At 63.8% G+C, this 26,513-nt stretch carries 27 protein-coding genes; 9 read left to right on the plus strand and 18 right to left on the minus strand.

Annotation, left to right across the window (positions count from 1 at the left end; all coding sequences use genetic code 11):
- Positions 1 to 84: 84 nt before the first annotated feature.
- Positions 85 to 321, minus strand: a complete 237-nt coding sequence (locus N826_RS15870) for a hypothetical protein (protein ID WP_044430472.1) — start codon at positions 319 to 321, stop codon at positions 85 to 87.
- A gap of 214 nt (positions 322 to 535) precedes the next feature.
- On the opposite strand from N826_RS15870, the gene N826_RS15875 reads away from it, so the two are divergent.
- Positions 536 to 1,519, plus strand: coding sequence for a zinc-dependent alcohol dehydrogenase family protein (locus N826_RS15875; protein ID WP_044430473.1), 984 nt, complete (start codon positions 536 to 538; stop codon positions 1,517 to 1,519).
- A gap of 181 nt (positions 1,520 to 1,700) precedes the next feature.
- Here the strand turns inward: N826_RS15875 and N826_RS15880 are convergent, their stop codons facing one another.
- Positions 1,701 to 1,910 carry a hypothetical protein gene (locus N826_RS15880; RefSeq protein WP_044430474.1) on the minus strand — a complete coding sequence of 70 codons (210 nt, stop codon included), beginning with the start codon at positions 1,908 to 1,910 and terminating at the stop codon, positions 1,701 to 1,703.
- Between the two features lie 242 nt (positions 1,911 to 2,152).
- On the opposite strand from N826_RS15880, the gene N826_RS40075 reads away from it, so the two are divergent.
- Positions 2,153 to 2,650 (plus strand): hypothetical protein, encoded by a 498-nt coding sequence (locus N826_RS40075; protein WP_052831378.1) that lies wholly within the window; start codon positions 2,153 to 2,155, stop codon positions 2,648 to 2,650.
- On the opposite strand, the gene N826_RS15890 is transcribed toward N826_RS40075, so the two are convergent.
- The 4 genes from N826_RS15890 to N826_RS15905 form a co-directional block, all read right to left on the minus strand.
- Complete coding sequence (locus N826_RS15890) at positions 2,647 to 2,856, minus strand: cold-shock protein (protein ID WP_044430475.1); 210 nt, start codon at positions 2,854 to 2,856, stop codon at positions 2,647 to 2,649. The two genes, N826_RS40075 and N826_RS15890, sit on opposite strands and share 4 nt — an antisense overlap.
- Positions 2,857 to 3,128: 272 nt before the next feature.
- Positions 3,129 to 3,614: a BPSL0067 family protein gene (locus N826_RS15895; protein ID WP_147040768.1), complete on the minus strand. Its 486-nt coding sequence runs from the start codon at positions 3,612 to 3,614 to the stop codon at positions 3,129 to 3,131.
- A gap of 80 nt (positions 3,615 to 3,694) precedes the next feature.
- Positions 3,695 to 4,330, minus strand: coding sequence for a carbonic anhydrase (locus N826_RS15900; RefSeq protein WP_044430476.1), 636 nt, complete (start codon positions 4,328 to 4,330; stop codon positions 3,695 to 3,697).
- A 171-nt stretch (positions 4,331 to 4,501) separates the two neighbouring features.
- The gene (locus N826_RS15905) at positions 4,502 to 7,165 is read right to left on the minus strand and encodes an MGH1-like glycoside hydrolase domain-containing protein (protein WP_244619619.1); all 2,664 of its coding nucleotides are present in this window, start codon (positions 7,163 to 7,165) and stop codon (positions 4,502 to 4,504) included.
- 100 nt (positions 7,166 to 7,265) lie between these two features.
- On the opposite strand from N826_RS15905, the gene N826_RS15910 reads away from it, so the two are divergent.
- Positions 7,266 to 8,780, plus strand: a complete 1,515-nt coding sequence (locus tag N826_RS15910; protein WP_044430477.1) for a xylulokinase — start codon at positions 7,266 to 7,268, stop codon at positions 8,778 to 8,780.
- On the opposite strand, the gene N826_RS15915 is transcribed toward N826_RS15910, so the two are convergent.
- From N826_RS15915 to N826_RS15945, 7 genes are all read right to left on the minus strand, one after another.
- On the minus strand, positions 8,767 to 9,450 hold the full coding sequence (locus N826_RS15915; protein ID WP_186818091.1) for an SDR family oxidoreductase: 684 nt from the start codon (positions 9,448 to 9,450) through the stop codon (positions 8,767 to 8,769). The two genes, N826_RS15910 and N826_RS15915, sit on opposite strands and share 14 nt — an antisense overlap.
- 2 nt (positions 9,451 to 9,452) lie before the next feature.
- On the minus strand, positions 9,453 to 10,019 hold the full coding sequence (locus N826_RS15920) for a phosphoheptose isomerase family protein (protein WP_244619620.1): 567 nt from the start codon (positions 10,017 to 10,019) through the stop codon (positions 9,453 to 9,455).
- Positions 10,016 to 11,020 carry a sugar-binding transcriptional regulator gene (locus tag N826_RS15925; RefSeq protein WP_044430482.1) on the minus strand — a complete coding sequence of 335 codons (1,005 nt, stop codon included), beginning with the start codon at positions 11,018 to 11,020 and terminating at the stop codon, positions 10,016 to 10,018. The genes N826_RS15920 and N826_RS15925 overlap by 4 nt, the downstream gene beginning before the upstream one ends.
- Before the next feature lie 31 nt (positions 11,021 to 11,051).
- A complete protein-coding gene (locus N826_RS15930) occupies positions 11,052 to 11,924 on the minus strand; it encodes a carbohydrate ABC transporter permease (protein WP_084720793.1) in 873 nt (290 codons plus the stop codon).
- Between the two features lie 3 nt (positions 11,925 to 11,927).
- Positions 11,928 to 12,854 carry a carbohydrate ABC transporter permease gene (locus N826_RS15935; RefSeq protein WP_211099301.1) on the minus strand — a complete coding sequence of 309 codons (927 nt, stop codon included), beginning with the start codon at positions 12,852 to 12,854 and terminating at the stop codon, positions 11,928 to 11,930.
- Positions 12,855 to 12,930: 76 nt separating this feature from the next.
- Positions 12,931 to 14,268 (minus strand): ABC transporter substrate-binding protein, encoded by a 1,338-nt coding sequence (locus N826_RS15940; RefSeq protein WP_044430484.1) that lies wholly within the window; start codon positions 14,266 to 14,268, stop codon positions 12,931 to 12,933.
- Positions 14,269 to 14,358: 90 nt separating this feature from the next.
- A complete protein-coding gene (locus tag N826_RS15945) occupies positions 14,359 to 15,390 on the minus strand; it encodes a zinc-dependent alcohol dehydrogenase (protein ID WP_044430486.1) in 1,032 nt (343 codons plus the stop codon).
- 193 nt (positions 15,391 to 15,583) lie between these two features.
- Between N826_RS15945 and N826_RS15950 the strand changes: the two genes are divergently transcribed.
- Both N826_RS15950 and N826_RS15955 read left to right on the plus strand, forming a co-directional pair.
- Positions 15,584 to 16,696 carry an ABC transporter ATP-binding protein gene (locus tag N826_RS15950; RefSeq protein ID WP_044430488.1) on the plus strand — a complete coding sequence of 371 codons (1,113 nt, stop codon included), beginning with the start codon at positions 15,584 to 15,586 and terminating at the stop codon, positions 16,694 to 16,696.
- A 7-nt stretch (positions 16,697 to 16,703) separates the two neighbouring features.
- Positions 16,704 to 18,197 carry an FGGY-family carbohydrate kinase gene (locus N826_RS15955; protein ID WP_044430490.1) on the plus strand — a complete coding sequence of 498 codons (1,494 nt, stop codon included), beginning with the start codon at positions 16,704 to 16,706 and terminating at the stop codon, positions 18,195 to 18,197.
- Positions 18,198 to 18,216: 19 nt separating this feature from the next.
- Here the strand turns inward: N826_RS15955 and N826_RS15960 are convergent, their stop codons facing one another.
- From N826_RS15960 to N826_RS15975, 3 genes are all read right to left on the minus strand, one after another.
- Positions 18,217 to 18,414 carry a hypothetical protein gene (locus N826_RS15960; RefSeq protein WP_044430492.1) on the minus strand — a complete coding sequence of 66 codons (198 nt, stop codon included), beginning with the start codon at positions 18,412 to 18,414 and terminating at the stop codon, positions 18,217 to 18,219.
- 382 nt (positions 18,415 to 18,796) lie between these two features.
- Entirely contained in the window at positions 18,797 to 19,273 is a 477-nt protein-coding gene (locus N826_RS40080; protein WP_169789359.1) for a Panacea domain-containing protein, read from the minus strand.
- A 317-nt stretch (positions 19,274 to 19,590) separates the two neighbouring features.
- Positions 19,591 to 20,355 carry an HAD-IA family hydrolase gene (locus N826_RS15975; protein ID WP_044430495.1) on the minus strand — a complete coding sequence of 255 codons (765 nt, stop codon included), beginning with the start codon at positions 20,353 to 20,355 and terminating at the stop codon, positions 19,591 to 19,593.
- A 244-nt stretch (positions 20,356 to 20,599) separates the two neighbouring features.
- On the opposite strand from N826_RS15975, the gene N826_RS15980 reads away from it, so the two are divergent.
- Together N826_RS15980 and N826_RS15985 are read left to right on the plus strand one after the other, a co-directional pair.
- Positions 20,600 to 21,283, plus strand: coding sequence for a response regulator transcription factor (locus tag N826_RS15980; protein ID WP_044430496.1), 684 nt, complete (start codon positions 20,600 to 20,602; stop codon positions 21,281 to 21,283).
- Between the two features lie 158 nt (positions 21,284 to 21,441).
- Positions 21,442 to 22,566, plus strand: coding sequence for a patatin-like phospholipase family protein (locus tag N826_RS15985; protein WP_084720794.1), 1,125 nt, complete (start codon positions 21,442 to 21,444; stop codon positions 22,564 to 22,566).
- Between the two features lie 5 nt (positions 22,567 to 22,571).
- On the opposite strand, the gene N826_RS15990 is transcribed toward N826_RS15985, so the two are convergent.
- The gene (locus N826_RS15990; RefSeq protein ID WP_052831454.1) at positions 22,572 to 22,958 is read right to left on the minus strand and encodes a response regulator transcription factor; all 387 of its coding nucleotides are present in this window, start codon (positions 22,956 to 22,958) and stop codon (positions 22,572 to 22,574) included.
- 364 nt (positions 22,959 to 23,322) lie between these two features.
- Here N826_RS15990 and N826_RS44800 point away from each other — a divergent pair, with 364 nt between their 5' ends.
- Both N826_RS44800 and N826_RS16000 read left to right on the plus strand, forming a co-directional pair.
- On the plus strand, positions 23,323 to 23,679 hold the full coding sequence (locus N826_RS44800; protein WP_052831386.1) for a helix-turn-helix domain-containing protein: 357 nt from the start codon (positions 23,323 to 23,325) through the stop codon (positions 23,677 to 23,679).
- A gap of 109 nt (positions 23,680 to 23,788) precedes the next feature.
- The gene (locus tag N826_RS16000) at positions 23,789 to 25,720 is read left to right on the plus strand and encodes an acyl CoA:acetate/3-ketoacid CoA transferase (RefSeq protein ID WP_044430497.1); all 1,932 of its coding nucleotides are present in this window, start codon (positions 23,789 to 23,791) and stop codon (positions 25,718 to 25,720) included.
- A 7-nt stretch (positions 25,721 to 25,727) separates the two neighbouring features.
- Here the strand turns inward: N826_RS16000 and N826_RS40085 are convergent, their stop codons facing one another.
- The gene (locus N826_RS40085; protein WP_052831388.1) at positions 25,728 to 26,465 is read right to left on the minus strand and encodes an FkbM family methyltransferase; all 738 of its coding nucleotides are present in this window, start codon (positions 26,463 to 26,465) and stop codon (positions 25,728 to 25,730) included.
- Between the last annotated feature and the right edge of the window lie 48 nt (positions 26,466 to 26,513).

A 26,513-nucleotide genomic window follows, 5' to 3' on the forward strand; every position in this document is an offset into this window, starting at 1 on the left:
CCAGAGGAATCCTCAATCGACGAGTCAATCTTCAATGCCGTTGGTATTAGTCCGAATTTCGGAGCCGTCGCGCACTAAAGTTATTCAAGCTTCCGCACCTTCCGGACTGACGCGGGTTGGGATTGCGCGGACGGTACCGTTTCTGCGCCTGACCATCACATCGACGTCATGGCCCAGGCGCCGGACCCGAGCCGCATCCCACAATGCGGATTTGAGTGCTTCCTTCCGCGTCGGGAACCATCCGCATCCGCTGTCGCCGCAGCCGGAGATAGTCCAGTGAGTTTCCTGCCGATCGACGACATAGACGATATGAGCAACCATCTCAGCCCTCCCACAGGCCATATGCTTAATCTTTGGTAACCATAATTCGCCATAATTGGGAAAACTACGTTGATCCAGATCAAGTGACCCCGATCGAATACGGCAAGCAACCTGGTTAATATAGATCAAAGCTCCCTCTTCATCGGCGCGGCACGATGCGGTCCGCCCCGTCCAACCGGGGGACGAGTGCCGGAGGAAGAGTGGAGAAAAGCCGATGAAAGCGATGATCCTAAAGGAGCAACGCACTCTCCTGACGCTCGCCGAAGTGCCCGATCCGATCCCCGCTCCCGAACAGCTTCTCATCAGGGTTCATAGTTGCGCCGTCTGCCGCACCGACCTTCACGTGATCGACGGCGAGTTGCCCAGCCCCAAGCTGCCGCTGATCCCCGGCCATGAAATCATTGGGACCGTCCTCGCCAAAGGCTCCGCCGTCGATCGCTTCGCTCCGGGAGACCGCGTTGGCGTTCCATGGCTGGGCTGGACTTGCGGCACCTGTCCCTGGTGCCTGTCCGGACGGGAGAACCTGTGCGACAGCGCCCGCTATACCGGCTATCAGATCGACGGCGGCTATGCCGAAATGACCGTGGCCGATGCCCGCTTCTGCTTTCCCATCGCCGGATCGTACCTGGACGACGAAGCCGCCCCCCTGATGTGCGCAGGCCTGATCGGCTACCGCGCTCTGCGCATGGCGGGGGACGTGGAACGCCTCGGCCTGTACGGCTTCGGCGCGGCAGCCCATATCATAGCACAGGTCGCTCGCCACCAGGGTCGCGACGTCTATGCCTTCACGCGGCCGGGCGACGCGGCGGCCCAGCGCTTGGCCCTCGACCTCGGCGCATCCTGGGCCGGAGGATCGGACGAACAGGCTCCCGTCCTGCTCGACGCCGCCATCATCTTCGCACCTGCCGGCGCCCTCGTCCCGACGGCGCTCCGCGCCGTGGCGAAGGGTGGCACCGTCGTTTGCGCCGGGATCCATATGAGCGACATACCGGCCTTCCCCTACGACATCCTGTGGGGAGAGCGCGTCGTCCGCTCCGTTGCCAACCTGACGCGGCGAGACGGCGAGGAGTTCCTGACGCTGGCGCCGACCATCCCGGTCAGGACCCATGTCACGACATTCGATCTTGCCCAGGCGAACGATGCCATTGTGGCACTCCGCTCCGGCACCATCACCGGCGCTGCCGTGCTCACGCTTTGAATTTAATTCCGCAGTCGTGCCGAGGTAACTCAAGTGCAATATTCGCGGAAAATCAGCAGTACACCGGCACAAACTACTGCATAAAACTCTATAGTGGCATTGTAACCGAGATGCGATTACAGAGATTTTCAAGAAATCAGGTTATAAGTATCACCTGAAATCAATAACTCTGCATCTGTGTTCAATGAGCTTCCTCCGTGGAGACCGAGATTACAATGCGATTCCCCAGCAGCGTGTCGAAGATCAGGAAGCCGGCATTTCGCCACATGTTGTTGGTGATCCCTGCCGTCATGGGGATTTCGGCTTGTGCCAGCGAGAAGACGGTGATCATGGATTGCTGGGTGATCAAGGACCGGGAACTGGCGGCCGCGAAGCAGCAAGGCAAGTGCATCGACCCATTCGAAACCTATGTCGAAGTCGTCCCACCGCCTCCTGTTCCCGTTCCAGCAACGAACGGTCGGGATAGAGCGCCGGTTGTATCGGTCAATAGAAGCGAGACAGGTGGAGCCGCTGGATCGGAAACCAGCCCGGCGAGTTCGGCGAACAGCACTGGCGGTTCGAGCGCAAGCGGATCAGGTAATTCCAGTGGAGGGGCAAACAGCGGGTCCGCCAGCAGGAGCGGTAGCAGCAGCAATGGAAGCAGCGGTAGCAGTGGAGGAAGTGGCAGCGGCGGCGACAGCAACAGTGGAAGCAGCGGCGGCAGTGGTGGCGGCAAAGGCGGCAGCAGTGGAAGCGGTAGCGGTAGCGGCAAAGGTGGCAGCAGTGGAAGCGGTGGCGGGAGTGGAAGCAGCAGCGGCAGTGGTGGCGGCAAAGGCGGCAGCGGCGGCCATGGTGGAGGCAGTGGAAGTGGCGGCGGCGGCAGTGGTGGGGGCGGTGGTAATAGCGGGAGCGGCGGTGGAAGCAGCGGCGGCCACGGTGGTGGTGGCAATGGCGGCGGACACGGCGGCGGAAAGAAGTAAAAGCCTTCGCGAAACGGTTACGCCGCTCCAGCAGCCCCGTGGCGGGCTATCGGCACGATGTCTGGCATTTCCGACCGATCAAGCTTCGATGCCGCTGGTACTACAAACTTCAGACAACAAAAAAGGGCGGCCGAAGCCGCCCTTTTCTTGTACCAAGTCCCGCAGCGCTTAGAGGGCGCGCAGGTTCTCGGCAGAGGTCTTGCCACGACGCGGATCGGTGACAGCTTCGAAGGAGACCTTCTGGCCTTCCTGAAGGTTGCCAAGACCGGCGCGCTCGACAGCGGAGATGTGGACGAACACGTCAGACGCGCCGTCATCCGGCTGGATGAAGCCAAAACCCTTGGTGGAATTAAACCACTTAACAGTACCGGTAGCCATGGGTCAGTTCCCTTGATGGCGTTGCCCCACACGACATGTGAGAGGCATCAAATTCACTACAGGGAGAGACCCAGACCCACGGATGGGGCTGAAGAACGCATAGCCCAGAGCAACACTCGACGTAAGTAAGATGGGTCAAAACGACCCCTCGCACAAGTGAAAATTTACCATCCAATCCAATTTGCGTAGCTGTCCGGCGGCCCTCCGCCGTCACCGTCAGCCTCCGACCATTGCCCCGAGCGCTATGCAGCACCTCCCGAAATCCGCTTCTCTCACATGCCACCCGCCATCTCAGCACCGGAGTCCACCACCACGACGCGGAAGAGCTTGCCATCGTTGCTTTTGCTGCCGCTCCCGGCACCGCGTCCACCCTCGAAGCGGATCACACGCTGATGCACGGGCTGGCCGCTCCACTGGTCGTAGACGCGGATGCCTGTTCTGTCCTGGGAAAGGTAGACGGCCGCGTGATTGCCGGTTTCCGGCGTGTATGTGCCGTCGGACTCGAAGGTGGCGATGACCGTGCCCGGAGGGATGGCATCGTTTCCGCGTACCCAGGCCCCTGCCCGCCACGCTGTGGTCCGGGGAGCCGCCGCTGCGGTCTGGACGAACCGCACGCAGTGGCCGTCGCCGACCACCCGGCCGGCGAAAGCCTGCGGGTTATCCGCCAGATAGCTCCGGCCGCTGAATGTCTGCGTTCCGGCGCAGCCGGTCAGCGCACAAACGAAAAGGGCGGCGCGAACGATGCCCATTCCCGGCATAAGGCCGATCTCCCCTTGATGCGTCAGGGAGTTACTATAGCGGCTTGGCGAGCGTTTGGCAGTGCCTCAGACCAACTGCCTCAGACCAGCTGAATAAACGGCTCTTCCCCGGAGTCCCCGATACCCCACAACTCGCCCTTTTCCAGGTTGAACCACCAGCCATGGAGCGTCAGATTTCCAGCCTCGACCCGCTCGCGCACCCAAGGGAACGTCATCAGGTTCTCAAGGGAGACCTTCAGTCCGGCCTGCTCGACCAGACGGCTGCCTTCAGGCCCAGTAATCGCCTCATGCCCGATGCAATCACAGGCGCGTTCCGCGATCGAAACCCAGGGCGCGATAAACTCGCGGTCCGGCTTTTCGCCCCATGACGCCTTGCGGAGCACGTCCATGCCGCCGCAGCGCGAGTGCCCCAGCACGACGATGTGCGCCACCTTCAGGTCCCGCACCGCGAATTCCAGCGCGGCGCTGGTGCCGTGGTAATTGTCGTCGGGCGCGTAGGGTGGCACGAGGTTGGCGACGTTACGGACGACGAACAACTCGCCCGGCTGGGAGTTCAGCAGCAGGGCCGGATCGACCCGCGAGTCCGAGCATGCGATCATCAGGACTTCGGGCTGCTGGCCGTTGTTCACCAACGCCTCGTACAGGGCTGGGCGCTGCTCGAAATTGGTCACGCGGAACGCTTTGAACCCGGCAACCAGACTATCGATCACAGACATCGTCTTCCCTTCCAACAACAGTTACGCCCGTCCGCAAGCCACGTACCTGATACCGTATCGCATGCCGGCCATCCTATGCCGCAGCGATACCGCAGTGCGGCAGGTGACTGATTACCGCATCTTCGCCCCGTACAAAAGTTATATCCTTTCAGTACCCCGCCCGGATCGCTCTCAACTCCGCCTCCCACCCTGCTTGTGCAGAAGGTTTGCGACCAGCCCTGTCCAGCCCGTCTGATGCGAGGCGCCCAGACCCACGCCGGTATCTCCATGAAAATACTCATGGAACCAAATATAGCTGGAGAAGTGCGGGTCGGCCTGCAAGCGGTGTTCCCGTCCGTGGATCGGCCGGGCACCCTGCTCGTTCCGCAGGAACAGCCGGGTCAGCCGCACGGAAACCTCGTCCGCGACGTCGCGCAGCGGCATCAGGCACCCCGAACCCGTCGGACATTCCACCAGGAAATCGTTGCCGTAATAGCCGTGGAACCGCTCCAGCGCCTCGACGATCAGGTAGTTCATCGGAAACCACACAGGTCCGCGCCAGTTCGAGTTCCCGCCGAACATATAGGTCTGGCTCTCGCCCGGCTCGTAGCCGACGCTGATCCTTTCGTGCTCGGTCTCGAACACGTAGGGCGCATCGGCATGGACCCGCGACATCGACCGGATGCCGTAGTCGGACAGGAACTCCGCCGGGTCCAGCATCCGCACCAGCAGGCGCTTCATCCGGTGCCCGCGCAGCAACGACAGCAGCCGCCGCTCGCCCACGCCCGGTTCATCCCAGCGCGAAACAAGATCGGCCAAGTCGGTGCGCCGGCTCAGAAAAAGGTCCAGCCGCCGGGCGAAGCGCGGCAGGCGGCGCAGCATGTCCGGTTCGATCGTCTCGACCGCGAACAATGGGATCAGCCCGACCATGGAGCGAAGCTTCAACTCGTGCATCGTGCCGTCCGGCAGGTTCAGCACATCGTGGAAGAACTTGTCGGACTCGCTCCACAGTCCGATGCCGCGCTCGCCGATGTTGTTCAGGGCTTGTGCGATGTAAAGAAAGTGCTCGAAGAACTTGCTCGCAATATCTTGAAATACATCGTCTTCCAGCGCCAGCTCCAGTGCTATCCGCATCAGCTTCAGCGCGAACATCGCCATCCACGCCGTGCCGTCGGCCTGATCCAGATAGCCGCCAGTCGGCAGCGGCCGGCTCCGGTCGAACACTCCAATATTGTCCAGCCCGAGGAAACCGCCCTGGAAGACGTTCCGCCCCTGCGCGTCCTTGCGGTTCACCCACCAGGCGAAGTTCAGCATCAGCTTATGGAAGATACGCTCCAGGAAGACCCGGTCGCCGCGCCCTCCCACCATCTCCCGCTCGATCTCGAACACCCGCCACGCAGCCCAGGCATGGACGGGAGGATTCACGTCGCCGAAATGCCATTCATAGGCGGGGATCTGGCCGTTGGGGTGCATGTAGTCTTCGGACGTCAGCAGCAGCAACTGCTGCTTGGCGAAGGCCGGGTCGATCAGTGCCAGCGGCACGCAGTGGAACGCAAGGTCCCACGCCGCGAACCACGGATATTCCCATTTGTCCGGCATCGAGATGATGTCTTCCGCCGACAGGTGCCGCCAGTCGGAGTTCCGCCCGTGCTGCCGTTCCGGCGGAGGCGGGGGCATCGTCGGATCGCCGCGCAGCCAGCGGTAGACGTCGAACTTGTAGAACTGCTTGTTCCAGATCATGCCGGCAAAGGCCTGCCGCTGCACCAGCCGGGCGTCCTCGTCCTCGATATGCTTTTGCAACTCGGCATAGAAGCGATCGGCCTCCGCCCGCCGCAGGTCGACCAGCGCGTCGAACCCGGTGAACGGCGGCAGGATCGGGTGACCGCGCATCAGCCGTACGCGGACGGTCCACTTCTCCCCCGGCTCCAGCGTCCGGACATGCCACGCCCCGACCTTGGTCCCCGGCCCCTTGGGCCGGACGGCATCCTTCCAGCCGCCGACGATCCTGTCATGCAGACCGTCCTTGTAGACGCCCGCTTCCGGCGGCATCCCGAAGGCGTAGGGATTGCTCTCGTTCTCGCAGAACAGAAGCTCGGCGTCCGGCTCCACGTGGAAGGTGTATTCGCCCAGCATGCGGTGCTCGGCCGACACGGAATCCAGCGCTTCCGCCGACATCGCCGGCTTCGGGTGCCCTTCCCGCCAGGACCAGTGGTTGGCGAACCAGAGCTGGGGAACGACGTGCAGGGGCGCCGGGTCCGGCCCCCGGTTATGGACGGTCACCCGCATCAGGATATCGGCCTCGTCCGCCTTGGCGTATTCCACGAAGACGTCGAAGTAGCGATCCTCGGCCAGGATGCCGGTATCGATCAGCTCGAACTCGCCCTCCGCCCGCGCCCGGCCCCGGTTGGCCGCGCGCAGTTCCTCATAGGGAAAGCGGCGCTGCGGGTACTTGTAGAGCATGCGCAGGTAGGCATGCGAGGGCACGGCGTCCAGATGCCAGTAAAGCTCCTTGACGTCCTCGCCGTGGCTGCCTTCCGGCCCCGACAGCCCGAACAGCCGCTCCTTCAGGATCGGGTCCTCGCCGTTCCACAGCGCCAATGCAAGACACAGCCGCTGCGTCGCATCGCAGAACCCCGCCAGCCCGTCCTCACCCCAGCGATACGCCCGCGAGCAGGCCTGCTCGTAGGTCACGTGGTTCCAGGCTTCGCCGTCGGCGCTATAGTCCTCGCGCACCGTGCCCCACTGCCGGTCGCTCAGGTAAGGTCCCCAAAGCTGCCAATTCCGCAGGCCTTGTGCCTGTTCCTTGAGCCGAAGCCGTTCCGGGTCGAGCCCGTTGGTGGCGTGGGGAGCCATCATGTGGTCCGCCTCTCTACAAATCTTGCGGCTACACACACGCAAGAAGCGGGCCATACGGGTGTACACTCAGGCCCTTCGGTATGTTAGGTTTGCCGCCATCATGCAGAACACCGTCATCGGACTCGATCTCAGCACCACCACCGCCAAGGCCATCGCCTGGAGCCCGGACGGTCGTCCCGTCGCCGAAGGGCGCGCTCCGCTATCGCTGGAGCGGCCAGAGCCGAATGCCTACGAGCAGCACCCCGACGCGTGGTGGCACGCGGTTCAAACGGCGCTGGCCGGCGTCACGGCGCAGATCCCAGAAGACAGCGTCGCCGCCGTCGCCGTCGTCAACCAGCGCGAAACCATTGCGGTCACCGATGCCGACGACAGGCCGTTGCGCCCTGCAATCCTGTGGCTGGACGAGCGCCGCAAGGCGGAGGTTGCGGCGCTGTCCGCCAAAGTCGGCGTCGAGCGCATGCATGCGCTGACCGGCAAGCCGCTGGACTTCGCGCCGGCAGTCTACAGCCTCGCGTGGCTGGCCGGCGCCGAACCGGATGTGTTCTCCCGGATCGCCCATGTCTACGACCCGCATGCCTGGATCGTTCGCCAGCTAACCGGTGAGTTCGCCACGAGCTGGGCCAGCGCCGATCCGCTCGGCGCCTTCGACATTGGCGCTCACGTCTGGGCTGACGATGTGCTTCAAGCGCTTCCGCTGGCGCCGGAGAAATTTCCACGCGCCGCAGCGCCCGGTACCGTCATCGGGCAGGTCAGCACATCCGCCGCAGCATCGACCGGTCTTCGCGCCGGTACTCCTGTCGTCTCCGGTGGCGGCGACGGTCAGGCAGGCGGGCTTGGGACCGGCGTCGCGAAGCCGGGCACGGCGTACCTCAACCTCGGCACCGCCGTCGTCTCAGGCGTCTATGACCGGCAGCCCCGGATCGATCCGGCGTTCCGGACGATGTGCGCCATCGACCGCGACGGCTACATCCTGGAAACCTCGCTTAGATCGGGAACGTTGCTCGTCAACTCCATGATTCGGCAGGTTTTTGGGCTGGACCCCGATGCCGATTCCGGCCTCTTCCGCCAGCTGGAGCAGGAAGCAGCATCCGTCCGCCCCGGCAGCGGCGGGTTGCTGCTGCTGCCCTACTGGAACGGCGTCATGAACCCTTACTGGGACCAGGACGCACGCGGCTGCCTGCTCGGGCTGTCGCCCGATCATGGCCGGGGAGAGATCTACCGCGCGCTGCTGGAGGGCATAGCACTCGAGCAAGCCTTCGCCACCAATCGCGTCGCAGCCGCGACCGGTACTCCGGTCGAAAGCTTCGTCGCGATCGGCGGCGGTTCGGCCAGCGATCCGTGGTGCCGCATCATGGCCGACATCACCGCCCGCCCTGTCGTCCGCGCCGAAACGGCGGAAGCGTCGAGCCTGGGAGCCGGCATCGCGGCGGCGGTCGGTGTCAGCTGGTACGGCAGCTTCGCCGAAGCGGCAGCCGCCATGACCCGGACCGGCACGGTGTTCGAGCCCGACGCATCCCTGGCGGATTTCCACGCGGAACTGCTGGCGCTCTACACCGGTCTGTACCCGCGCCTGCGCGACCTTTATCCCCGGCTGGCCGCTCTCAGCCGGCGCTGAAGCCACCATCCACGGTGACGCAGGCGCCGTGGATCATCCCGGCGGCGTCGCTGAGCAGGAAGGCGATCGTCGCCGCCACTTCATCTGGGTCGGCGAACCGCCCCAGCGGGATACGCCCCAGCATCGGCCCGGATTTGGCTGGATCGCTCCAGGCCTTCTCCGCCATCGGCGTCAGCGTCACGATGGGATTGACGCTGTTGACGCGGATGCGGTGCGGCCCCAGTTCCAGCGCCATGACCCGCGTGATGGCGTCCAGCGCCGCCTTCGATGCGCAGTAGGCGGTGTGGTCCCTCGTTCCCACGGCGGCCGCCAAACTCGACACGTTGACAATGGCCCCGGGGCTGCCGCGCCGGACCAGATCCCGCGCTACCTCCTGGGCCACCACCAGCGGCGCCCGCGTATTAATCGCCATGGTGCGGTCGAAGGTCTCGGCGCTGGTCTCCAGGAAGCTTTCCAGCTCGACGATCCCGGCGCAGTTGACCAGCATGTCGATCGGCAGAACTTCCCGCACGGCGATCCTCGTCGCCTCCACGTCGCCCAGATCGACGACGCTGCGGTCGAACGCGATCACCTCGGCCCCGCGCTCCGCCAGAAGCTTCGCGGTCGCCAGTCCGATGCCCTTGGCGGCGCCGGTAACCAGCACCCGTTTGCCGGTAAAATCGTCAGTCATGATCATTCCAGATTGGTGTGCCGCGCCCGCATCGCCTCGGCGGCGATGCCCAGCCGCTCCCGCAGCAACAGGACCAGCACCTCGAAGAAGACGTATTGCGCGCCCTCGAACGCGCTGCCCATCGACAGCACCGCGCTGGCACGCGGTCCCGAATCACTCGCCATCGTCTGCGCCGGCAGGCACATCACCACATCAGCCGCCTTGGCGGCCCCGCCCTCCGGCTGCGCCGTCACCAACGCGACCCGCGCACCCGCATCCCGCGCGACGCCGATCAGCGCCATGATGGTTGAGAACTCGCCCGGTCCGGCGCTGACCACCAGCAGGTCGCCCGGTCCGATCGCCGGCGTCGTCATGTCGCCCACGGGATGCGCGTCCAGGCCCATGTGGAACAGCCGCATGGTCAGCGCCCGCATCATCAGACCCTCGCGTCCGACGCCGTGCAAGGCGATGCGCCGCGCCGCCGCAAGTTCCTCGACCAGCACCGAAACGGCGCTTTCATCGATGCTCCCGAACGTCGCCGCGATCTCCGCGCAGGCCCGGCTGGCAAGTTCGCCCACACTCTTCGTCACGACACCCTCTTCTCCAAATGGGGATTTTCCGTCACCGGCTGGCCGATCAGTTGCTCGGCGGTCGCCTCGTCGATCACCAGTTCATGCACGAACTTGCGCAGCAGGACCGCCCGGATGATGTCCGCCTTGTAGGGTCCGCCCGACACCAGCACGACTTTCCTTATGTGCCTGATATCTTCAAGATCCAGCGAGATCACCCGCCGGTTCAATGGATGATCAACCTCTTCGCCGTCCTTGTTAAGGTAATGTCCGAGCAGATCGCCGACAGCACCGGCGGCTTTCAGCGTCCGGGCATCCTCCGGACTGACCAGCCCCAGTTCGATCATCAGCGAGCGCTTGCTGAGATCGCCGACGGTCACCAGCGCCATGTCGGCGTTGCGGGCCTGCCCCAACACGTCCTGAACCGACCCCTCCGCCAGCATCATGTCGCGGTACTCGTCCGAGCTCGCATACACCGGGGCCGCCAGATAATAGTACGACCCGCCGAACAGGCTGGCGAAGCTGGACGCGATTTCCGCCGTGTTGTTGGCCGACCCGTAGTGAAGCCCGCCCAGCAGGGACAGCACCTTCAGGTTCGGCAGCGACTTGCCGCGCGTCTCGCGCACGGCCTGCCGTAGCGTCCTTCCCCAGCCGACCGCCAGGGTGCAGCCGTCCACGAGTTGATCGTGGATGTAGGGTGCGACGCCGACACCCAGGACGCGGAAGATGAAGCGCTGGTCCTCCGGCGTCGGGACCACGGTCACGCGCTCCAGCCCGTACATCCGCTCCAGCTCGTATTCCAGCCGGATGCAGGACGCGAGCTTGGAGTTGATCCGGATCTGGACGACTCCGGTCTCACGGGAGTTCGCCAGCGCCTTGTTGACCCGTACCCGCGTGATGCCGAAGCGATCGGCGATCTGCTGCTGGGTCATGTCCGTGATGTAGTAGTACCACGCGATGCGGATGTTGAGCTGATCTTCAGAGCTGGCTATGACGTCGTCGTCCAAGTGTTTGTTCTGCACAGCTTTTTCCTTCCCGCATCGGCAACGGCCTTTACTTGACGGCTCCCATGGTCAGACCCTGGACGAGGTGCTTGGAAACGATCAGAGCGAAGACGATCACCGGTAGCACGATCAGCGTGCCGGTCGCCATGATCTCACCCCAGGGCAAATCGTAGCCGCTCATGAAGCTGGTGGCCGCAACCGGGGCTGTTCGCGCAGTATTGCGTGTCAGGACAAGGGCATAGAGCAGTTCGTTCCACGAGAAGATGAAGGAGAAGATCGCCGAAACGGCAACACCCGGCATCGCCAGCGGCAAGGCGATCCGCCAGAAGATCGTGAACCGGGACGCTCCCGCCAGCCGCGCCGCCTCGTCCAGGTCGCGCGGCACACCCCTGAACTGGTCGGTGCAGATCCACACCACGATGGGGAGGTTGAAGGTCAGGTAGACCAGGACCAAGACCAGATGCGTGTCGATCAGATTCAGCGTCCGCGCCATGATGAAGATCGGCAGCGCCACGACGATCGGGCTCAGCATGCGGTTGGTGATGAACCAGAACCACAGCTCTTCCTTGGACTTGAACTCGAACCTAGCCAGCGCATAGGCCGCCGGGGTTCCCAGCCCTACCGCCAGCACCGTCGTCGATACGGCGATGATGACCGAGTTGATCAGGCTGGACAGGACGTCCCGGTTGAACAGCACGGAGTAGTAGTTGTCCAGGTTGGGCGTGAACACCCAGATCGGCGGCGAAGCCAAAGCCTCCGCCTGAGTCTTCAGGCTGGTCGCGACCATCCAGTAGAACGGGAAGACCGCGAACAGGAAGATCGCCAGCAATCCTACCAGATGCCAGGCGTTGACCAGACGCTTCGGTTTCGCCGGAGCCGATGCTTGCCGGACCGCCGTGTTTTCGGCTGATGCTACCGCCATGGCTCAGACCTCCCGGTAGACGTATTTGACGTAGAGACGCGCGAGAACGATGGTCAGGATCAGCAGCATGATCGCCTGCGCCGACGCGACCCCTTGGTCGAACACGCGGAAGCCGACTCGCTGGATGTAGACGCTGACCAACTCGGTCGCGGCGCCCGGACCGCCGCGCGTCATCGTGAAGACGGTGTCGAACATCTTCAGGATATCCGCCGTCCGCAGGATCAGGATGACGGTGACGCTGGGCAGCAGGAACGGCATCTGGACGTAGCGGACGATCTGCCAGCGGCTCTTGGTTTCCAGCCGGGCCGCCTCCTCGATCTCGGTCGGTACCATCGTCAGGCCCGCCAGCAGGACCAGCGCGCAGAACGGCGTCCACTGCCAGATGTCCATCAGCGCGACCGCGATGAAAGCGTTGGTGGTGTCGCCCAGCCACTCGACCGGCCCTGCGCCGACGAAGGCCAGCACAGCGTTCGCCACGCCGAAATCGCGGTTGAAGATCAGGCGTCCGATCAGGCCGGCCACGGCGGGCGCCGTCGCCAGCGGGATCACCAGACTAAGCCGCGCCAGCAGCTTGAAGCCCGACAGACCGGGCTTGTGCAGCAGCAATGCTATGATCAGCCCAAGCGCGATCTGGATCGGAACGACGGTGACCAGGAACATGAATGTCCGCCCCAGCGCACCCCAGAACGACGGGTCGTAGAGCACCGTCAGGTAATTGTCCAAGCCGATGAAAGGCGTCGGATCGCGCGGCTTGGCAAGGTTGTAGCGCCGGAACGAGTTGACCAGCGCGAAGACCGTCGGAAAGATGCCGATCAGCGCCAAGGCCGCGACGGCAGGCGCCAGGAAGGCGAAAGCCGCGCGCTTGTTGTTCCACATCGTCGGGAACACCGCCGGCTTGGCCGGCGTGCCGGGCTGAGTGCCGCTGGACATGGGCGAGGCTCCCCCTCAGAACTTCGATTGTTGTCCCTCGCCCCGCCAAGGGGGCGAGGGAACACGGCTCCCGGTATTACTTCCGCAGCGGCTTGCTGCCGTCGTAGTAGCCGGCCTGACCCAGTATTTCTTCCATCCGGGCGCCGATCGACTGGGCGCCCTGCTCGATGCTGACATTGCCCAGCATCATGCGGGTGCCCCACTCGGCCACGACCTCGGACAGTTCCGGCCACTCGGCGAAGCGGGGGCGGAAGTCGGGGACGCCGCCATCCCAGGAGGCGACCATCGGGGCGACGAACGGATAGCGCTTCTGGATGTCCGCGTCCTTGTAGACCTCGGTCCGTCCGCTGACGCCGCCGGCTTCGATATACGGCTTCGCCATTTCTTCCGACGTTACCCACTGGATGAACAGCCACGACGCCGCCTTCTTGGCGTCCGACGACTGAGCGTTGACGCCCAGCGAGAACCCGCCGAGGGCGGGCTTGAGTCCGGCCGGACCGGCAGGCTCCGTCGCCACCGCCAGACAGTCGGTGATCTTCGACTTGGACGGATCGGACAGCGTCGAATAGAACGCCGACCATTCCGTGATCATCGCCACGTTGCCCTGGGCCAGCGCGTTGACGGCCTCTGCGTGGTCATAGTCGACGATGCCGGGCGGCATGTACTTCATCAGGTCCTGACGGAACTTCAGACCGGCCTGCGACTGGGCGGAGTTCAGGTTCGACTTGAACTTGTCGTCCAGCAGGGATCCGCCGAACGGCCACAGCACGCGCATGAAGCTGTCGGCGGACTGAGTCTCACCTCGGCGCGACTGAAGCGCGTAGGCGTATTTGCGGTTGGCCGTGTCGGTCAGCTTCGGCGCGTAGACGTTCATCAGCTCGTCCCACGTCGCCGGCGGCTTGTCGAAGCCAGCCTGCTGAAGCGTGCACTTGTTGTAGTACAGCAGCCCCGAATAATTGTCGAACGGCAGGCCGTAGACTTCATCGCCCCAGGTGCCGAAGGATTCCAGAAGGATCGGGAAGAAGCCCTTCAGGTTCAGCTTGGGATCGGCCAGCTTGGCGTCGTCCGTAAAGGTCTTGACCGGCTCCAGCCAGCCGTTGCCGGCGAACTCGCCGATCCAGACCACGTCGGTCAGGACGACGTCGATCTCGCCGCCGCCGGTGAAGTCGAGCACCTGCCGCTCGCGGCTGTTCTCGTAGGGGACGATCTCGTAGTTGACCTTGATGCCGGTCTTCTTCTCGAACTCCGGCAGCAGCTTGATCGCCGCCGCATAGCCGGGACGGTCAAGGAAGATCGCCTTGATGTTGGTGCCCTTATAAGGCTGTGCCGCCTCTTCCAGGGTCCATGCCATGGCGCTGACCGACGTCATCAGAGCGCCCGCGAAAGCGATGGCGCCCCATAGTTTTTTCCTCATTGCGTCCCCCTCCATGTTCTTATTGACGTTGATTACGGACATACCCGAGACTGCTTGGCATGAGACTGCCGAACGAGCAGTCTTCGAGCCTTACGCCTGGCCGGGAAGAATGATGGTCTTGACGGCGCCATCGTGGAATTCCGCCGGGTAGCTGAAGGCGTTGTCCGCGTCCTCCAGGGCGAAGCGATGGGTCACCATGGTATCGACATCCACCCGGCCCGATGCGACCAGCTTGATGGCGCGTTCATAGACATGGCCCATGCGGCGCGACATCTTGATGTCCAGCCCCTTGCGCCGCAGCAGCGATGCCGACAGCGGCATGTACTGGTCGCCGTCGGGAATGCCGACCAGCACGACCCGGCCGCCGATCCGCGCCGTCTCCGCCGCCACCTGGAAGCCCATCGGCGAGTTCGTCGCCTCCAGCACCAGATCGACGCCGCGACCGTTGGTCCAGTCGGAGATCGCGGTGTGGCTGTCGGCCACGTCGTCGGCCCCAAGCTTCTTCGCCAGATTGGCGCGATAGCCGACGGGATCGATCGAGTAGACCTTGTCCGGGCAGATCATCTTGGCAAGCTGAAGCAGGCACAGCCCGATCGGACCGGCGCCGATCACGGCGACCGTCTCCATCACCCGCTTCATCTTGGCAAGGTCCATCGCGTGGATCGCGACGCCAAGCGGCTCCAGCATGACGGCCTGGATGTCGGTGAAATTGTCGGGGACCGGGAAGATCTGGCTAGGCGCCGCCGAGATCTGCTCGGTCATGGCGCCGTGGGTCGTCGGCGGCGCACCCATGAAGACGACGTTCGGGCACAGGTTGACGTGACCGCGCTCGCACCATTCGCAATGGCCGCAGGGCTTGGCCGGATCGACCGCCACGAGCTGGCCGGCGCGCAGCCCCAGGTCGGGCCGGTCCTCGATCACGCGGCCGGCGAATTCATGGCCGGGGACGAAAGGCTGGCTGATGACAGCCGAGCCGATGGCGCCTTCCTTGTAGTAGTGCAGGTCGCTGCCGCACACGCCGACGGCACTGACGTTCAGCAGAACCTCGTTGGCCGCGGGCTCCGGCGTCGCCTTGTCGCCGACCCTCAGGTCACGGACCCCGTGTATATACGCGGCGCGCATGCTCAGCACTCCCCCCTGGCTTTCGTATCGTTAGAGAACTTTTGTATCGGCGAATTTACAAATATCGTATTGTGCGGTATCTAAGGGTGTCAAGCATTTGTAATTCGTCAGATACATATATTCCGAGCTAAGCACCGAAGGAACGCACCGGCACCGCCGGCCAAGAACGAGAATCCTGGGAGGGGAGACGACTGTGACCGAAGTCAGGCTGAACGGCGTCGAGAAGGCATACGGTGATGTCAAGGTCCTGCATGACATCAAGCTGGACATCCAGAACCGCGAGTTCGTGGTCTTCGTCGGCCCATCGGGCTGCGGAAAATCGACCCTGCTCAGGTCGATCGCCGGGTTGGAGGACATCACCCAGGGCCAGATAAGCATCGGCGGACGGGATGTCACATACCTGGAGCCGGCGGACCGGGGCGTCGCGATGGTGTTCCAGTCCTACGCGCTCTACCCGCACATGACGGTCTACGACAACATCGCCTTCGGCCTGAAGATGGCCAAGAAGCCCAAGGCGGAAATCGACCGCCAAGTCCAGAACGCCGCCCGGATCCTGCAACTCGAACCGCTGCTCCAGCGGAAACCCAAGGCGCTTTCGGGCGGCCAGCGGCAGCGCGTCGCCATCGGCCGCGCCATCGTCCACGAGCCGGAGGTCTTCCTGTTCGACGAACCGCTGTCCAACCTGGACGCCTCGCTCCGCGTCCAGATGCGGGTGGAGATCGCCAAGCTTCACGCCGACCTGAAGGCGACGATGATCTACGTCACCCACGATCAGGTCGAAGCCATGACGCTGGCTGACAAGATCGTCGTCCTCAACAAGGGCCGGATCGAGCAGGTCGGCTCACCCTTGGAACTCTACCGCCATCCGCGCAACCGCTTCGTCGCCGGCTTCATCGGATCGCCGCAGATGAACTTCCTGCCGGTCACGGCGTCGGCCGTAGCACCCGGCGGAGTGACCGTCACCCTGCCCGGCGGCGACAGGCTGCTGGTGCCGGTCGCATCCGGCGGCGTCGCTCCCGGTGCGTCCCTGACGCTCGGCGTGCGTCCGGAAGACCTGTCCGAAACCGGCCAGGGCGAGGCCCGCATTCCCGGCCAGATCCTCGTCGTCGAGCACCTGGGTGGCGAGACCTTCGCCTACACGAAGACCGCCGACGGTTCGCAAATCATGGTCAAGGGCGACGGCAACTTCGAGCCCCGCGCCGGCGACACCCTCTCGGCCGGCGTCACCGCCCGCTACTGCCACCTGTTCGACGAAGCGGGAGTCGCCCTGCCCAACCTCGCCCGTAAATCCGCTGCGGCGGCGTGAGCGCATCATGGCCGAGATCTACGTGATAGGCGTCGATGCCGGGACCGAGAGCATGCGGGCCGGCGTCTTCGACCTGACGGGAACCGTGATCGCCGAAGGCGTCACGCCCATCGCCACCCGCTTTCCCCAAGCCGGCTGGGCCGAGCAAAGCCCGGAGGACTGGTGGCAGGCGCTCGGTTCTTCGGTCCGTCAGGCGGTTGCCAACGCCAAGATCCGCCCCGACCAGATCGTCGGCCTCGCCGCCGATACGACCTGCTGCACCGTGGTGGCATTGGACGCGCAGGGCCGTTCACTCCGCCCGGCGATCATCTGGATGGACATGCGCGCCGCCGGTCAGGCCGCCCGCATCGCGACCCTCGACGATCCCGCCCTGAAGGTCAACAATGCCGGCCGGGGACCGATCTCGGCGGAATGGATGATCCCCAAGTCGCTGTGGATGGCGGAAAACCAGCCCGACCTGTTCGAGCGCGCCGACTATATCTGCGACTGTCAGGACTACATCAACTTCCATCTGACCGGCCGCATGGTCGCCAACATCACCAGCGCTTCGACCCGCTGGCACTACGACAGCCGCACCGGCTACGCCACCGGCCTGCTCGATAAACTGAACCTGAAGGCCCTGCTCGACCGCTGGCCGCGCGAGGTCCTGCCGCTCGGTACCGTGATCGGTGGACTGACGACGGCTGCCGCCGACCACCTCGGGCTTCCCGCCGGCATTCCGGTGGCGCAGGGCGGATCCGACGCCTTCATCGGCATGATCGGCATGGGCGTGGTCCAGCCCAACCGCCTCGCCATGATCACCGGTTCGTCCCACAACCACTTGGGCTTCACCGATACGGAAGTCCACGGCGCCGGCTTCTGGGGAACCTACCCCGATGCCGTGATTCCCGGCCTGCATGCGATCGAGGGCGGCCAGACCTCAACCGGGTCGATCATCAACTGGTTCAAGAAGCTGATCGATTCTGGGATAACCTATGAACAGCTCAACGCGGAAGCCTCCGCCCTTCCTCCCGGTTCCGAAGGGCTGGTCGTGCTGGACCATTTCCAGGGTAATCGCACACCCTATACCGACCCCAACTCACGCGGAGCCATCACCGGCCTTACGCTCCGCCACGGCCCAGCGCATATCTTCCGCGCGATGATGGAAGGCGTGGCCTTCGGCACCGAACTGATCCTGGAAACCATGGGCGCCGCCGGCTTCAACCCCGAAGACGTCGTCGTCTGCGGCGGCTCGACCAAGTCGGATCTGTGGATGCAGATCCACGCCGACGTTTCCGGCCTGCCGCTCAAGCTGACCGCCGTTCCCAACGCCCCCATGCTGGGCAGCGCCATCCTCGCCGCCGTCGGCGCCGGCCACTACGACAGCATCGCGAGTGCCGCCGGCCGGATGGTCCAGATCTCCCGCACCATCGAACCCGACCAGACGCGCCACGCCGCCTATGCGGAGCCGTATCAGGCCTACAAGGCGCTCTACCCCGCCCTGGCGGGCATCGCCCGCTAGCTGCGCGCCGCCTACCTCATCACCGCCGCGCCTTCGGCAGCACCAGGAACGACAACCCGACGCCCACCAGGAGCAACGCGCCGACGAAGACCGTTTCATAGGCGACCGGTATCGTCCCGATCCGCGCGGTCATCGAACGCAACGAGATTTCCAGCAGCGGGATGACGCTAAAAGGTCCGAAGGCGGTGGATGGCAAGGTAATCAGCGGCAGCAGCACGTCCCAGTTGATCAGGAGCTTGCGGGATACTTAGCTTGAACTCGCAAACTAGGCCACTTCGACTGACGGTGTGCCGGACGCTGGGGGAATACCCCATCCCTGCTGGCGCTCCGGAAGCCATAAGCCGATGATGGTTGCAAAAGCCGGATCTATGCGCAGATGAACGTGGACGACGCGCGCAATGGGGGCCGGCTCAAGATAGCCTCTGCGAGCCTTCGGGGTATATATGAATACACCTCCGGTATAGTCCGTCAGTCTTTTGTCTTCGAGGTACCTCTTGCCTCCAAGCAGCAAGTCAAAAAGACCAGCTATCTGTCTCCCTGCCTCTTTGACTATGGCTTCCAGTTCCTGATCTATCAGTATTACATGCGCCCCCGGCATATCAGGCTGCTACCGTTGAGGCTTCTGCCCAATCTGCGTAGTCCTCCGGCGAAGCTTCTATCAGTTCTCTGTTGGCTGGCTCCAAGGCGGATCGCCATACGTCAGAAAACCAAACCTTCATGGTGTCCTTGGAAACAACCTCGTTCGAAGGCGCCCCCTTCGGGAGGCTGTGCTCTTGCCTTACCTGAATCCAAGGAGTTCCTGGGAGATGCGTCAGGCCAACCATGGCCCCTGGGTCATTTTCTTTGTATGTCTCAAATATGCGAAGGGTTAAATCAAGTAAAAGCCCACCTAAAGCCAAGAAATCAAGTGACTTGATCTCACTTCTTGGAATTGTATGAGAAGAATACCTCTTCAATCTATCATAGATTGAAGGTATTACAGGCCCATTCGCCCACGCCTGGAACTCCTCGTCAAACAACGGCTCGCCTACGATTGCCAGGTGCCAGCCTTCCGAAAAAAACAAAAGCTTCTGCACTTCAATCTGCGTGAGCGGACGCCCGGCGTCCCACCCCAAGGACAGGAGTCGGTCAACGACCATATTTGCGCTAACGGGCATATTTCTCTCCGCTCTACCCAGGCGGTTAACATTTATCCGATGGATAGTAGTATAAATTGGCGGAACGCGCCAGCATCAGATCAGATGATGCCTTGGCAAGCCGCCATGCAGCCAATGCGTCCACCCAGCCCACGATCATCTACCCAATCCGCTAGGTTGGTGCCCGGACAGGCGATGGCCTTGCCAAGGGCATGAGATGTTCGTTGTGTTCGGCGAGGTATCGGTAGATCACCATTTCATTGCGGCATCGCCCGGCCGTGACACCAGCGCTGAATTAGATCCACGGTCACGTGGCTCTCCCCGGCGCCGACGCCGCTGAAATGCAGGAAGGGAGCATCCGGCTCGCCTAGATCGGACAGCACGCCGAAGGCGTAGCGCAGGTCTTCCAGCCGGGTGTAGTCGCTGGTCGTGGCCAGCGTCGTGATCCCGGCGCGCCGTGCCGACATCACGCCGTTGTAGGAGTCCTCGATCGCCAGACAGGCGTCGGCCGGCAGTCCCAGCCGTTCCAGCGCCAGCAGGTAGACGTCGGGGGCTGGCTTCTTGGCCGCGACCATGTCGCCCGCCGCGATCACCTCGAACAGGCCGGTCGCACCTGCGCCCAGCGCCTCGTCCAGCAGGATCTTGACGTTGGGCAAGCTGGTGGTCGTCGCGATCGCCAGCCGCATCCCGGCGGCAGCCGCCTCGCGGATCAGCCGTTCGACGCCAGGCCGCAGACGGACCCCGCCGCCGCCCATGTTGCGGACATAGCGCGCGGTCTTTTCCTGATGGAGCTGACCGACGATGTCGCGCACCCGTTCGGCGTCCTCGGGTCTGTAATGGTCGATGAAGTGCCTGATTCGCTCCTTCCCGCCGGTAATCTTCAGAAGATCGGCATAAACAGCCCGGCTCCAGTGCCAATCCAAGCCGAAATCGCCGAAGGTTTCGTTGAAAGCGCGCCGATGAGCTTCCTCGGTCTCCGCCAAGGTGCCGTCCACGTCGAAGATCAGAGCTTGAAACGTCATGACCGCTTTCCTCCCGGATCTTTCCAGTACGATCTTTACCGGGATTATGCAGGTCATATTCGGCTATGCGAAGCGAAACCGAACGCTACGGGAGCGGGGCCTGCCAGACCGAACGTTTCCAAAAGCCCCCACATAATTATACGTTGGTTTAGGTGCCAATAATTTCTCATACCAGCATAATGGCCACCCATCCGGAACGCGTCAGGAGAACCGTCATGGCGATGTTCAGCACCGGTTTCTACAGATGAACGCCATTGTAAAGAACGCGACCTTCGTCGCAGCGGCCAGTCCGGTCGTCTTCATCGTAGATGACGACAGGTCGGTCCGGGAAGCGCTCAGCGCGCTGTTCCGGTCGGTCGGCCTCCGCGTCGAGCTTTACGGGTCGGCGATGGAATTCCTCAATGGTCGCCGTTCGGATGCTGCCGGGTGCCTCGTGCTCGACGTCCGGCTGCCGGGACTGAGCGGGCTGGATTTCCAGACGCAGCTCGCGGCATCCGGTATCCACCTGCCGATCATCTTCATGACGGGGCATGGCGACATACCGATGTCGGTGCGGGCTATGAAGGCCGGAGCGGTGGATTTCCTGGCAAAGCCCTTCCGTGAGCAGGACATGCTCGACGCGGTGGCCGCCGCGATCGAATGCGATGCCAGACGCCGCCGCGACAGCGAGGCCTTGTCCAGCCTCAAGTCTATGCTGTCCTCCCTGACTCCGCGCGAGCGCGAAGTGCTGGAGCATGTCACATCGGGTCTGATGAACAAGCAGATCGCGGCGTTGCTGGGATTGAGCGAGATCACGGTCAAGATCCACCGCGGCAACCTGATGCGGAAGATGGGCGCCAGATCGCTGGCCGATCTGGTCCGCAAGGCCGAAGCGCTGGGGATCGGCGCTCCGTCCGATCTCACCATGGCGTCGCACGCCCAGGCGTGATGGCGTCGCACGCCCAGGCGTGATGGCGTCGCATGCCCAGGCGTGATGGCATCACAGGTCCAATCCTGAAGCCGGACATACCGGCCCCCGCTGTCATTCGCTTGCCAATATCGCAATGCGGAATACGATCGTCCCGCATTCAGGAACGAGAGATCCGCATGAAGACCAACGGCCATGGCGTCAAGACGATCAATCTGGCGCTTCAGGGCGGAGGCAGCCACGGCGCCTTCACCTGGGGCGTGCTGGACCGCCTGCTCGATGAACAGCACCTCGTCATCGAAGGAATCAGCGGGACCAGCGCCGGAGCCATGAACGCGGCAGCACTCGCCCAGGGCTGGAAGCAGGGCGGCAGGACTGGCGCCAAGGCGGTGCTCGACCAGTTCTGGTATCGGACGGCGGAGTTGTCGCAGTTCAACCCGATCCGCCGCAGCTTCGTCGACCGCCTGCTCGGCCGCTGGAACCTTGACAAATCCCCAGTCGTCGGGGCGGTCGAGTGGTTTTCCCATCTGCTGTCGCCGTACCAGAGCAACCCGCTCGGCCTCAATCCCCTGCGGACCGTCCTGACGGAACTGATCAACGAACCCGACATCCAGGGGTGTTCCGGGATCAAGCTGTTCATCGCCGCGACCAATGTAGAGACCGGCCGTGCCCGGGTATTCTGGCGCCATGAAGTGACACTGAACGTGCTGCTCGCCTCCGCCTGCCTGCCCTTCACCTTCCAGGCGGTCGAGATCGACGGCGTGCCCTACTGGGATGGCGGCTACATGGGCAACCCCGTGATCTGGCCGCTGATCTACAACTGCGTCAGCCGAGACATCGCGGTCGTCCAGATCAATCCGCTCGAGCGGAAGGGCACGCCGAAGACGGCCATCGAGATCGTCAACCGCGTCAACGAAATCAGCTTCAACGCATCGCTGATGGCGGAAATGCGGGCTATCGCCTTCGTCCAGCGCCTTGTCGCCGACGGCAGCCTGATCGGCGAGGAAAGCAAGCGCCTGAAGCAAATGAACATCCATATGATCGGCGACGAGGACCAATTGAGCGCGCTGGGCGCCACGAGCAAGATGAACGCCGAACTGGACTTCCTGCTTCACCTCAAGTCGCTCGGCCAGAACGCTACCGATGCCTGGCTGCGGGAGAACTGGAGCCATATCGGCAACCGGTCGAGCATCGACGTCAAAAGCGTCTTCCTGACCGCGGAGCACGCGCCGAGTCCGTCGGCCTCGTCCGGGCCGGGCGGCCCGGCCTTGGTGCTGCCTCACCAATCCTCGCCGAAGTCCTGACGCCGTCAGTCGGAAGGCGCCGCCGGCGGCTTCAACGCGTCCCGAAGGTGCCGGACTATCACTTCGCTATCGAAAGGCTTTTCCAGCAGACAGACGGCGCCGGCCGCCAGCACGCGCTGGCGGACGGTATCGCTGCTATAGGCGCTCATGAACAGGATCGGGATCGTGCAGTTCTGGGCGATCAGGACTTGCTGCAACTCCATCCCATCCATGCCCGGCATTCGCACGTCGGTAATTAGGCACGCCGCCTGCCGGTCCATGCCGGAAGCGAGAAACTCGGTCGCCGACGCGAAGACGTGCGTCCGGTAGCCGAACGACCGGAGCAGGCTGGCGGTTGCGGTTCGAACGGCCTCATCATCGTCGACAATGGCTATCAAAGGGTTGTCAGGCATCCGCATCGCCTTAAGACGCATGCCGTGCGCCAATGGCGCACGGCCGATACTCCGACGATGCGCGTTGTCGCTCACCGAGGGAATCATACGCAAGTCTGACACGGAAGCTCAAGGAAAGGCTCTAAAACCTAAGTATATCCCAGTAAAACCAAAACAGCGCATAGCCAAACCAGTGCCGATTGGGCGGCTTTGGTTAACTAATATATTATTCACGATACCGGAACGAACTGGAGGAAGTATCGTGAAACAAGCCGGCGGATTACTTAATGACGTTACAGTGCCGACACTCGGCGTTGACGAAATGGACCCACCGCCCGCACGGGGCGGTCTTGCACCCTGGCAGGAGCGCCGTGCAAAGGAACTGATGAGCACCCATCTCGCTCGTCAGATCCCCTTGGCCCTGGTCGCCGGCGAGTGCCGCCTGTCGGTCAGTCACTTTGCCCGATCCTTCAAGCAATGCACAGGCAAGCCGCCGCACCGCTGGCTGCTGGAAAACCGGGTGGAGCGGGCCAAGGAACTTCTGCTCGATCCCGGCACATCCCTGGCGGAGGTGGCGCTGGACTGCGGTTTCTCCGACCAAAGCCACTTCACGCGCGTCTTCTCGCGCACCGTGGGAACGAGCCCCGGCACCTGGCGCCGCATCCGGCTGCAGCGGCGGCCTCACGGCTGCGGCAGCTCCTCGCAGTCCACCCTCTGTTTCGACAACCAGGCAGTAGCCTGACCGCCCTCATCCGCTTCCCCGCGCGGGGCGCGTTTGGGGAACACACGGGCATGATCCGGTTTGTTATCCTGAACGCACACGACCAAAAAATGGCGGGAGGGAAGAAGTAATGCCGGATCAGAAGGGCCATCCGCTGCTCAGCGGCGGAACGATCATCCCCAAGGACAAGATCGTCACCGCCGAGGAAGCCGTCCGCCTGATCCGCGACGGCGCCACCGTGGCGACGGGGGGCTTCGTCGGGATCGGCTTCGCCGAGGCCATCGCCGTCCAGATCGAGAAACACTTCCTCGACCAGGGCCGTCCCCGCGACCTGACGCTGATGTATGCCGCCGGCCAGGGCGACGGCAAGGGAAGCGGGCTCAACCACCTGGGTCACAAGGGACTGGTCCGCCGCGTCATCGGCGGCCATTGGGGGCTGTGTCCCAAACTCCAGAAGCTCGCCATCGACAACGAGATCGAGGCCTACAACCTTCCGCAGGGCGTGATCAGCCACCTGTTCCGCGACATTGCCGCCGGCAAGCCGGGCACCGTCACCCGCGTCGGCACCGACACCTTCGTCGATCCGCGCCATGGCGGCGGCAAGATCAATGCCGGCACGACCGAGGACATCGTCGAGATCGTGACGCTGGGCGGCGAGGAATACCTGTTCTACAAGGCGCGTCCGATCGACGTCGCGATCCTGCGCGGCACCAGCGCCGATCCCGACGGCAACATCACGATGGAGAAGGAGGCGCTGGTCCTGGAAGCGCTGGCGATAGCGACCGCCGCCCGCAATTCCGGCGGCGTCGTCATCGTCCAGGTCGAACGCATCGCCGAGACCGGCAGCCTCAATCCACGCCTCGTTCGGATACCGGGAATCCTGGTGGACTGCGTCGTCGTGGCGAAGCCGGAGCACCACTGGCAGACGTTCGGCACGCCCTACAACCCGGCCTTCAGCGGCGAAATCCGGGTGCCGATGCGGGCGATCCCGCCGATGGAGATGGGACCGCGCAAGATCATCGCCCGCCGCGCCGCGTTCGAACTGCGCCCCAACAGCGTCGTCAACCTGGGGATCGGGATGCCGGAGGGCATCTCGAACGTCGCCAACGAGGAACAGACGCTCCAGTACCTGACCCTGACGACGGAGCCGGGCACCATCGGCGGCATGCCGGCGGGCGGGCTGAACTTCGGCGCCGCCAGCAACATCCAGGCGCTGGTTGACCAGCCGGCCCAGTTCGACTTCTACGACGGCGGCGGGCTGGACATGGCGTTCCTTGGGATGGCGCAGGCCGACCGGGAAGGCAGCGTCAACGTCAGCAAGTTCGGCCCCCGGCTGGCGGGAGCCGGCGGCTTCATCAACATCAGCCAGAACGCCAAGAAGGTCGTGTTCCTCGGCACCTTCTCGGCGCGCGGCGTGTCCAAGTTCGTCGACCGGGTGGAGCACCGCACCTTCAGCGGGCCGCTGGCAGTGCGCCGTGAACAGCCCGTCCTCTACATCACCGACCGCTGCGTCTTTCGCCTGACCGCCGAGGGGCTGGAACTGACCGAAGTGGCGCCCGGTGTCGATATCGAGCGTGACATCCTGAACGAAATGGCATTCCGCCCCGCCATCTCCGGCGATCTGGCGCCGATGGACCCCCGGATTTTCGAACCCGGCCCCATGCATTACCGGGAGGAATGGCTCAGCCTGCCGCTGGAATCCCGCTTGACCTACGAGCCGTCGGAAAACCTGTTCTTCATCAACTTCGAAGGCTTGTCGATCCGCCGGATCGAGGATGTCGACAACGTCCGCCGCGCGGTCGAACAGCGGCTCCAGCCGGTCGGACGCAAGGTGCTGGCGATCGTCAACTACGACAACTTCAGGATCCTGCCCGAACTGCTGGACGCCTATACCGACATGGTCAAGGGACTGGCCGACCGCTTCTATTCCGGCGTCACCCGCTACACCACCAGCGCCTTCATGCACATGAAGTTCGGCGACGCCCTCCAGCGCCGGTCGGTGGCACCGCACATCTACGAGAGCCGGGAGGAGGCCGAGCGGTACTTGCAGGATCTGGCGTGACCTGGCTTCAGGGATCCGCTTCGGACTCGTCGACGAATCCGATGCCGTGGAGGACGGCCGCCCCCGCGTTGGGGTAAGCCTGCTCCAGCCGTTTCACGTCGTAGCCGTAATGGACCAACGCTTCGCCGACCTTGGCATAGCGGTTTTCCGCCTCGCCGATGCTCGACGCCGCCACTTCGAACAGGATGTCGGGCCGGTGCCGCCACAGGGTGGCGGTCATGCCGGCCAGGACCTCCAGTTCCGCCCCGTCGACGTCGATCCTGACGATATCAGGCGGCGGCAGGCCGAGATGGGAGGCAAGCCCGTCGAGCGTCAGCACGGGAACCGGCCTGTTCGCCGCGGACGCGCCGCCCGTCCGGTTGGCGGCGCCGGCCGCCGCCGTCACGATGGTGATGTTGTCGAAGCCGTTGAGCGTTGCGTTGGCCTTGATCAGGTCGGCGTTGGCTTCGATCGGCTCGATGGCGATGACCCGGCCTGCCGGTCCGGCCAGCCTGGCCGCGAGGAGCGAAAAGAACCCGACCTCCGCGCCGACATCGATGAAGCATCCGCCAGCCGGCAGTCGCCGGGCGATGTAGTTCTGGAAGTCCGCTTCGTGACGGCCAGAGAGATAGCGGAGCCTGACGCCCTCCAAGTCCATCCGGATGCCCCCGGCCGGTCCCGGCCCCCGTATCGTCGCGTGGAAAGGAACTCCGCTCCGCCGTGCGGCTCCGGCGAACAGGCGGCCGATCCATCCCACGAGCGCCATGCGGAGTCCTCCGGTCTTAGCCTCTTCTGATATTTAAGCGTGAACTGT

The organism is Skermanella aerolata KACC 11604 (assembly GCF_000936425.1).
Lineage (GTDB): Bacteria > Pseudomonadota > Alphaproteobacteria > Azospirillales > Azospirillaceae > Skermanella > Skermanella aerolata.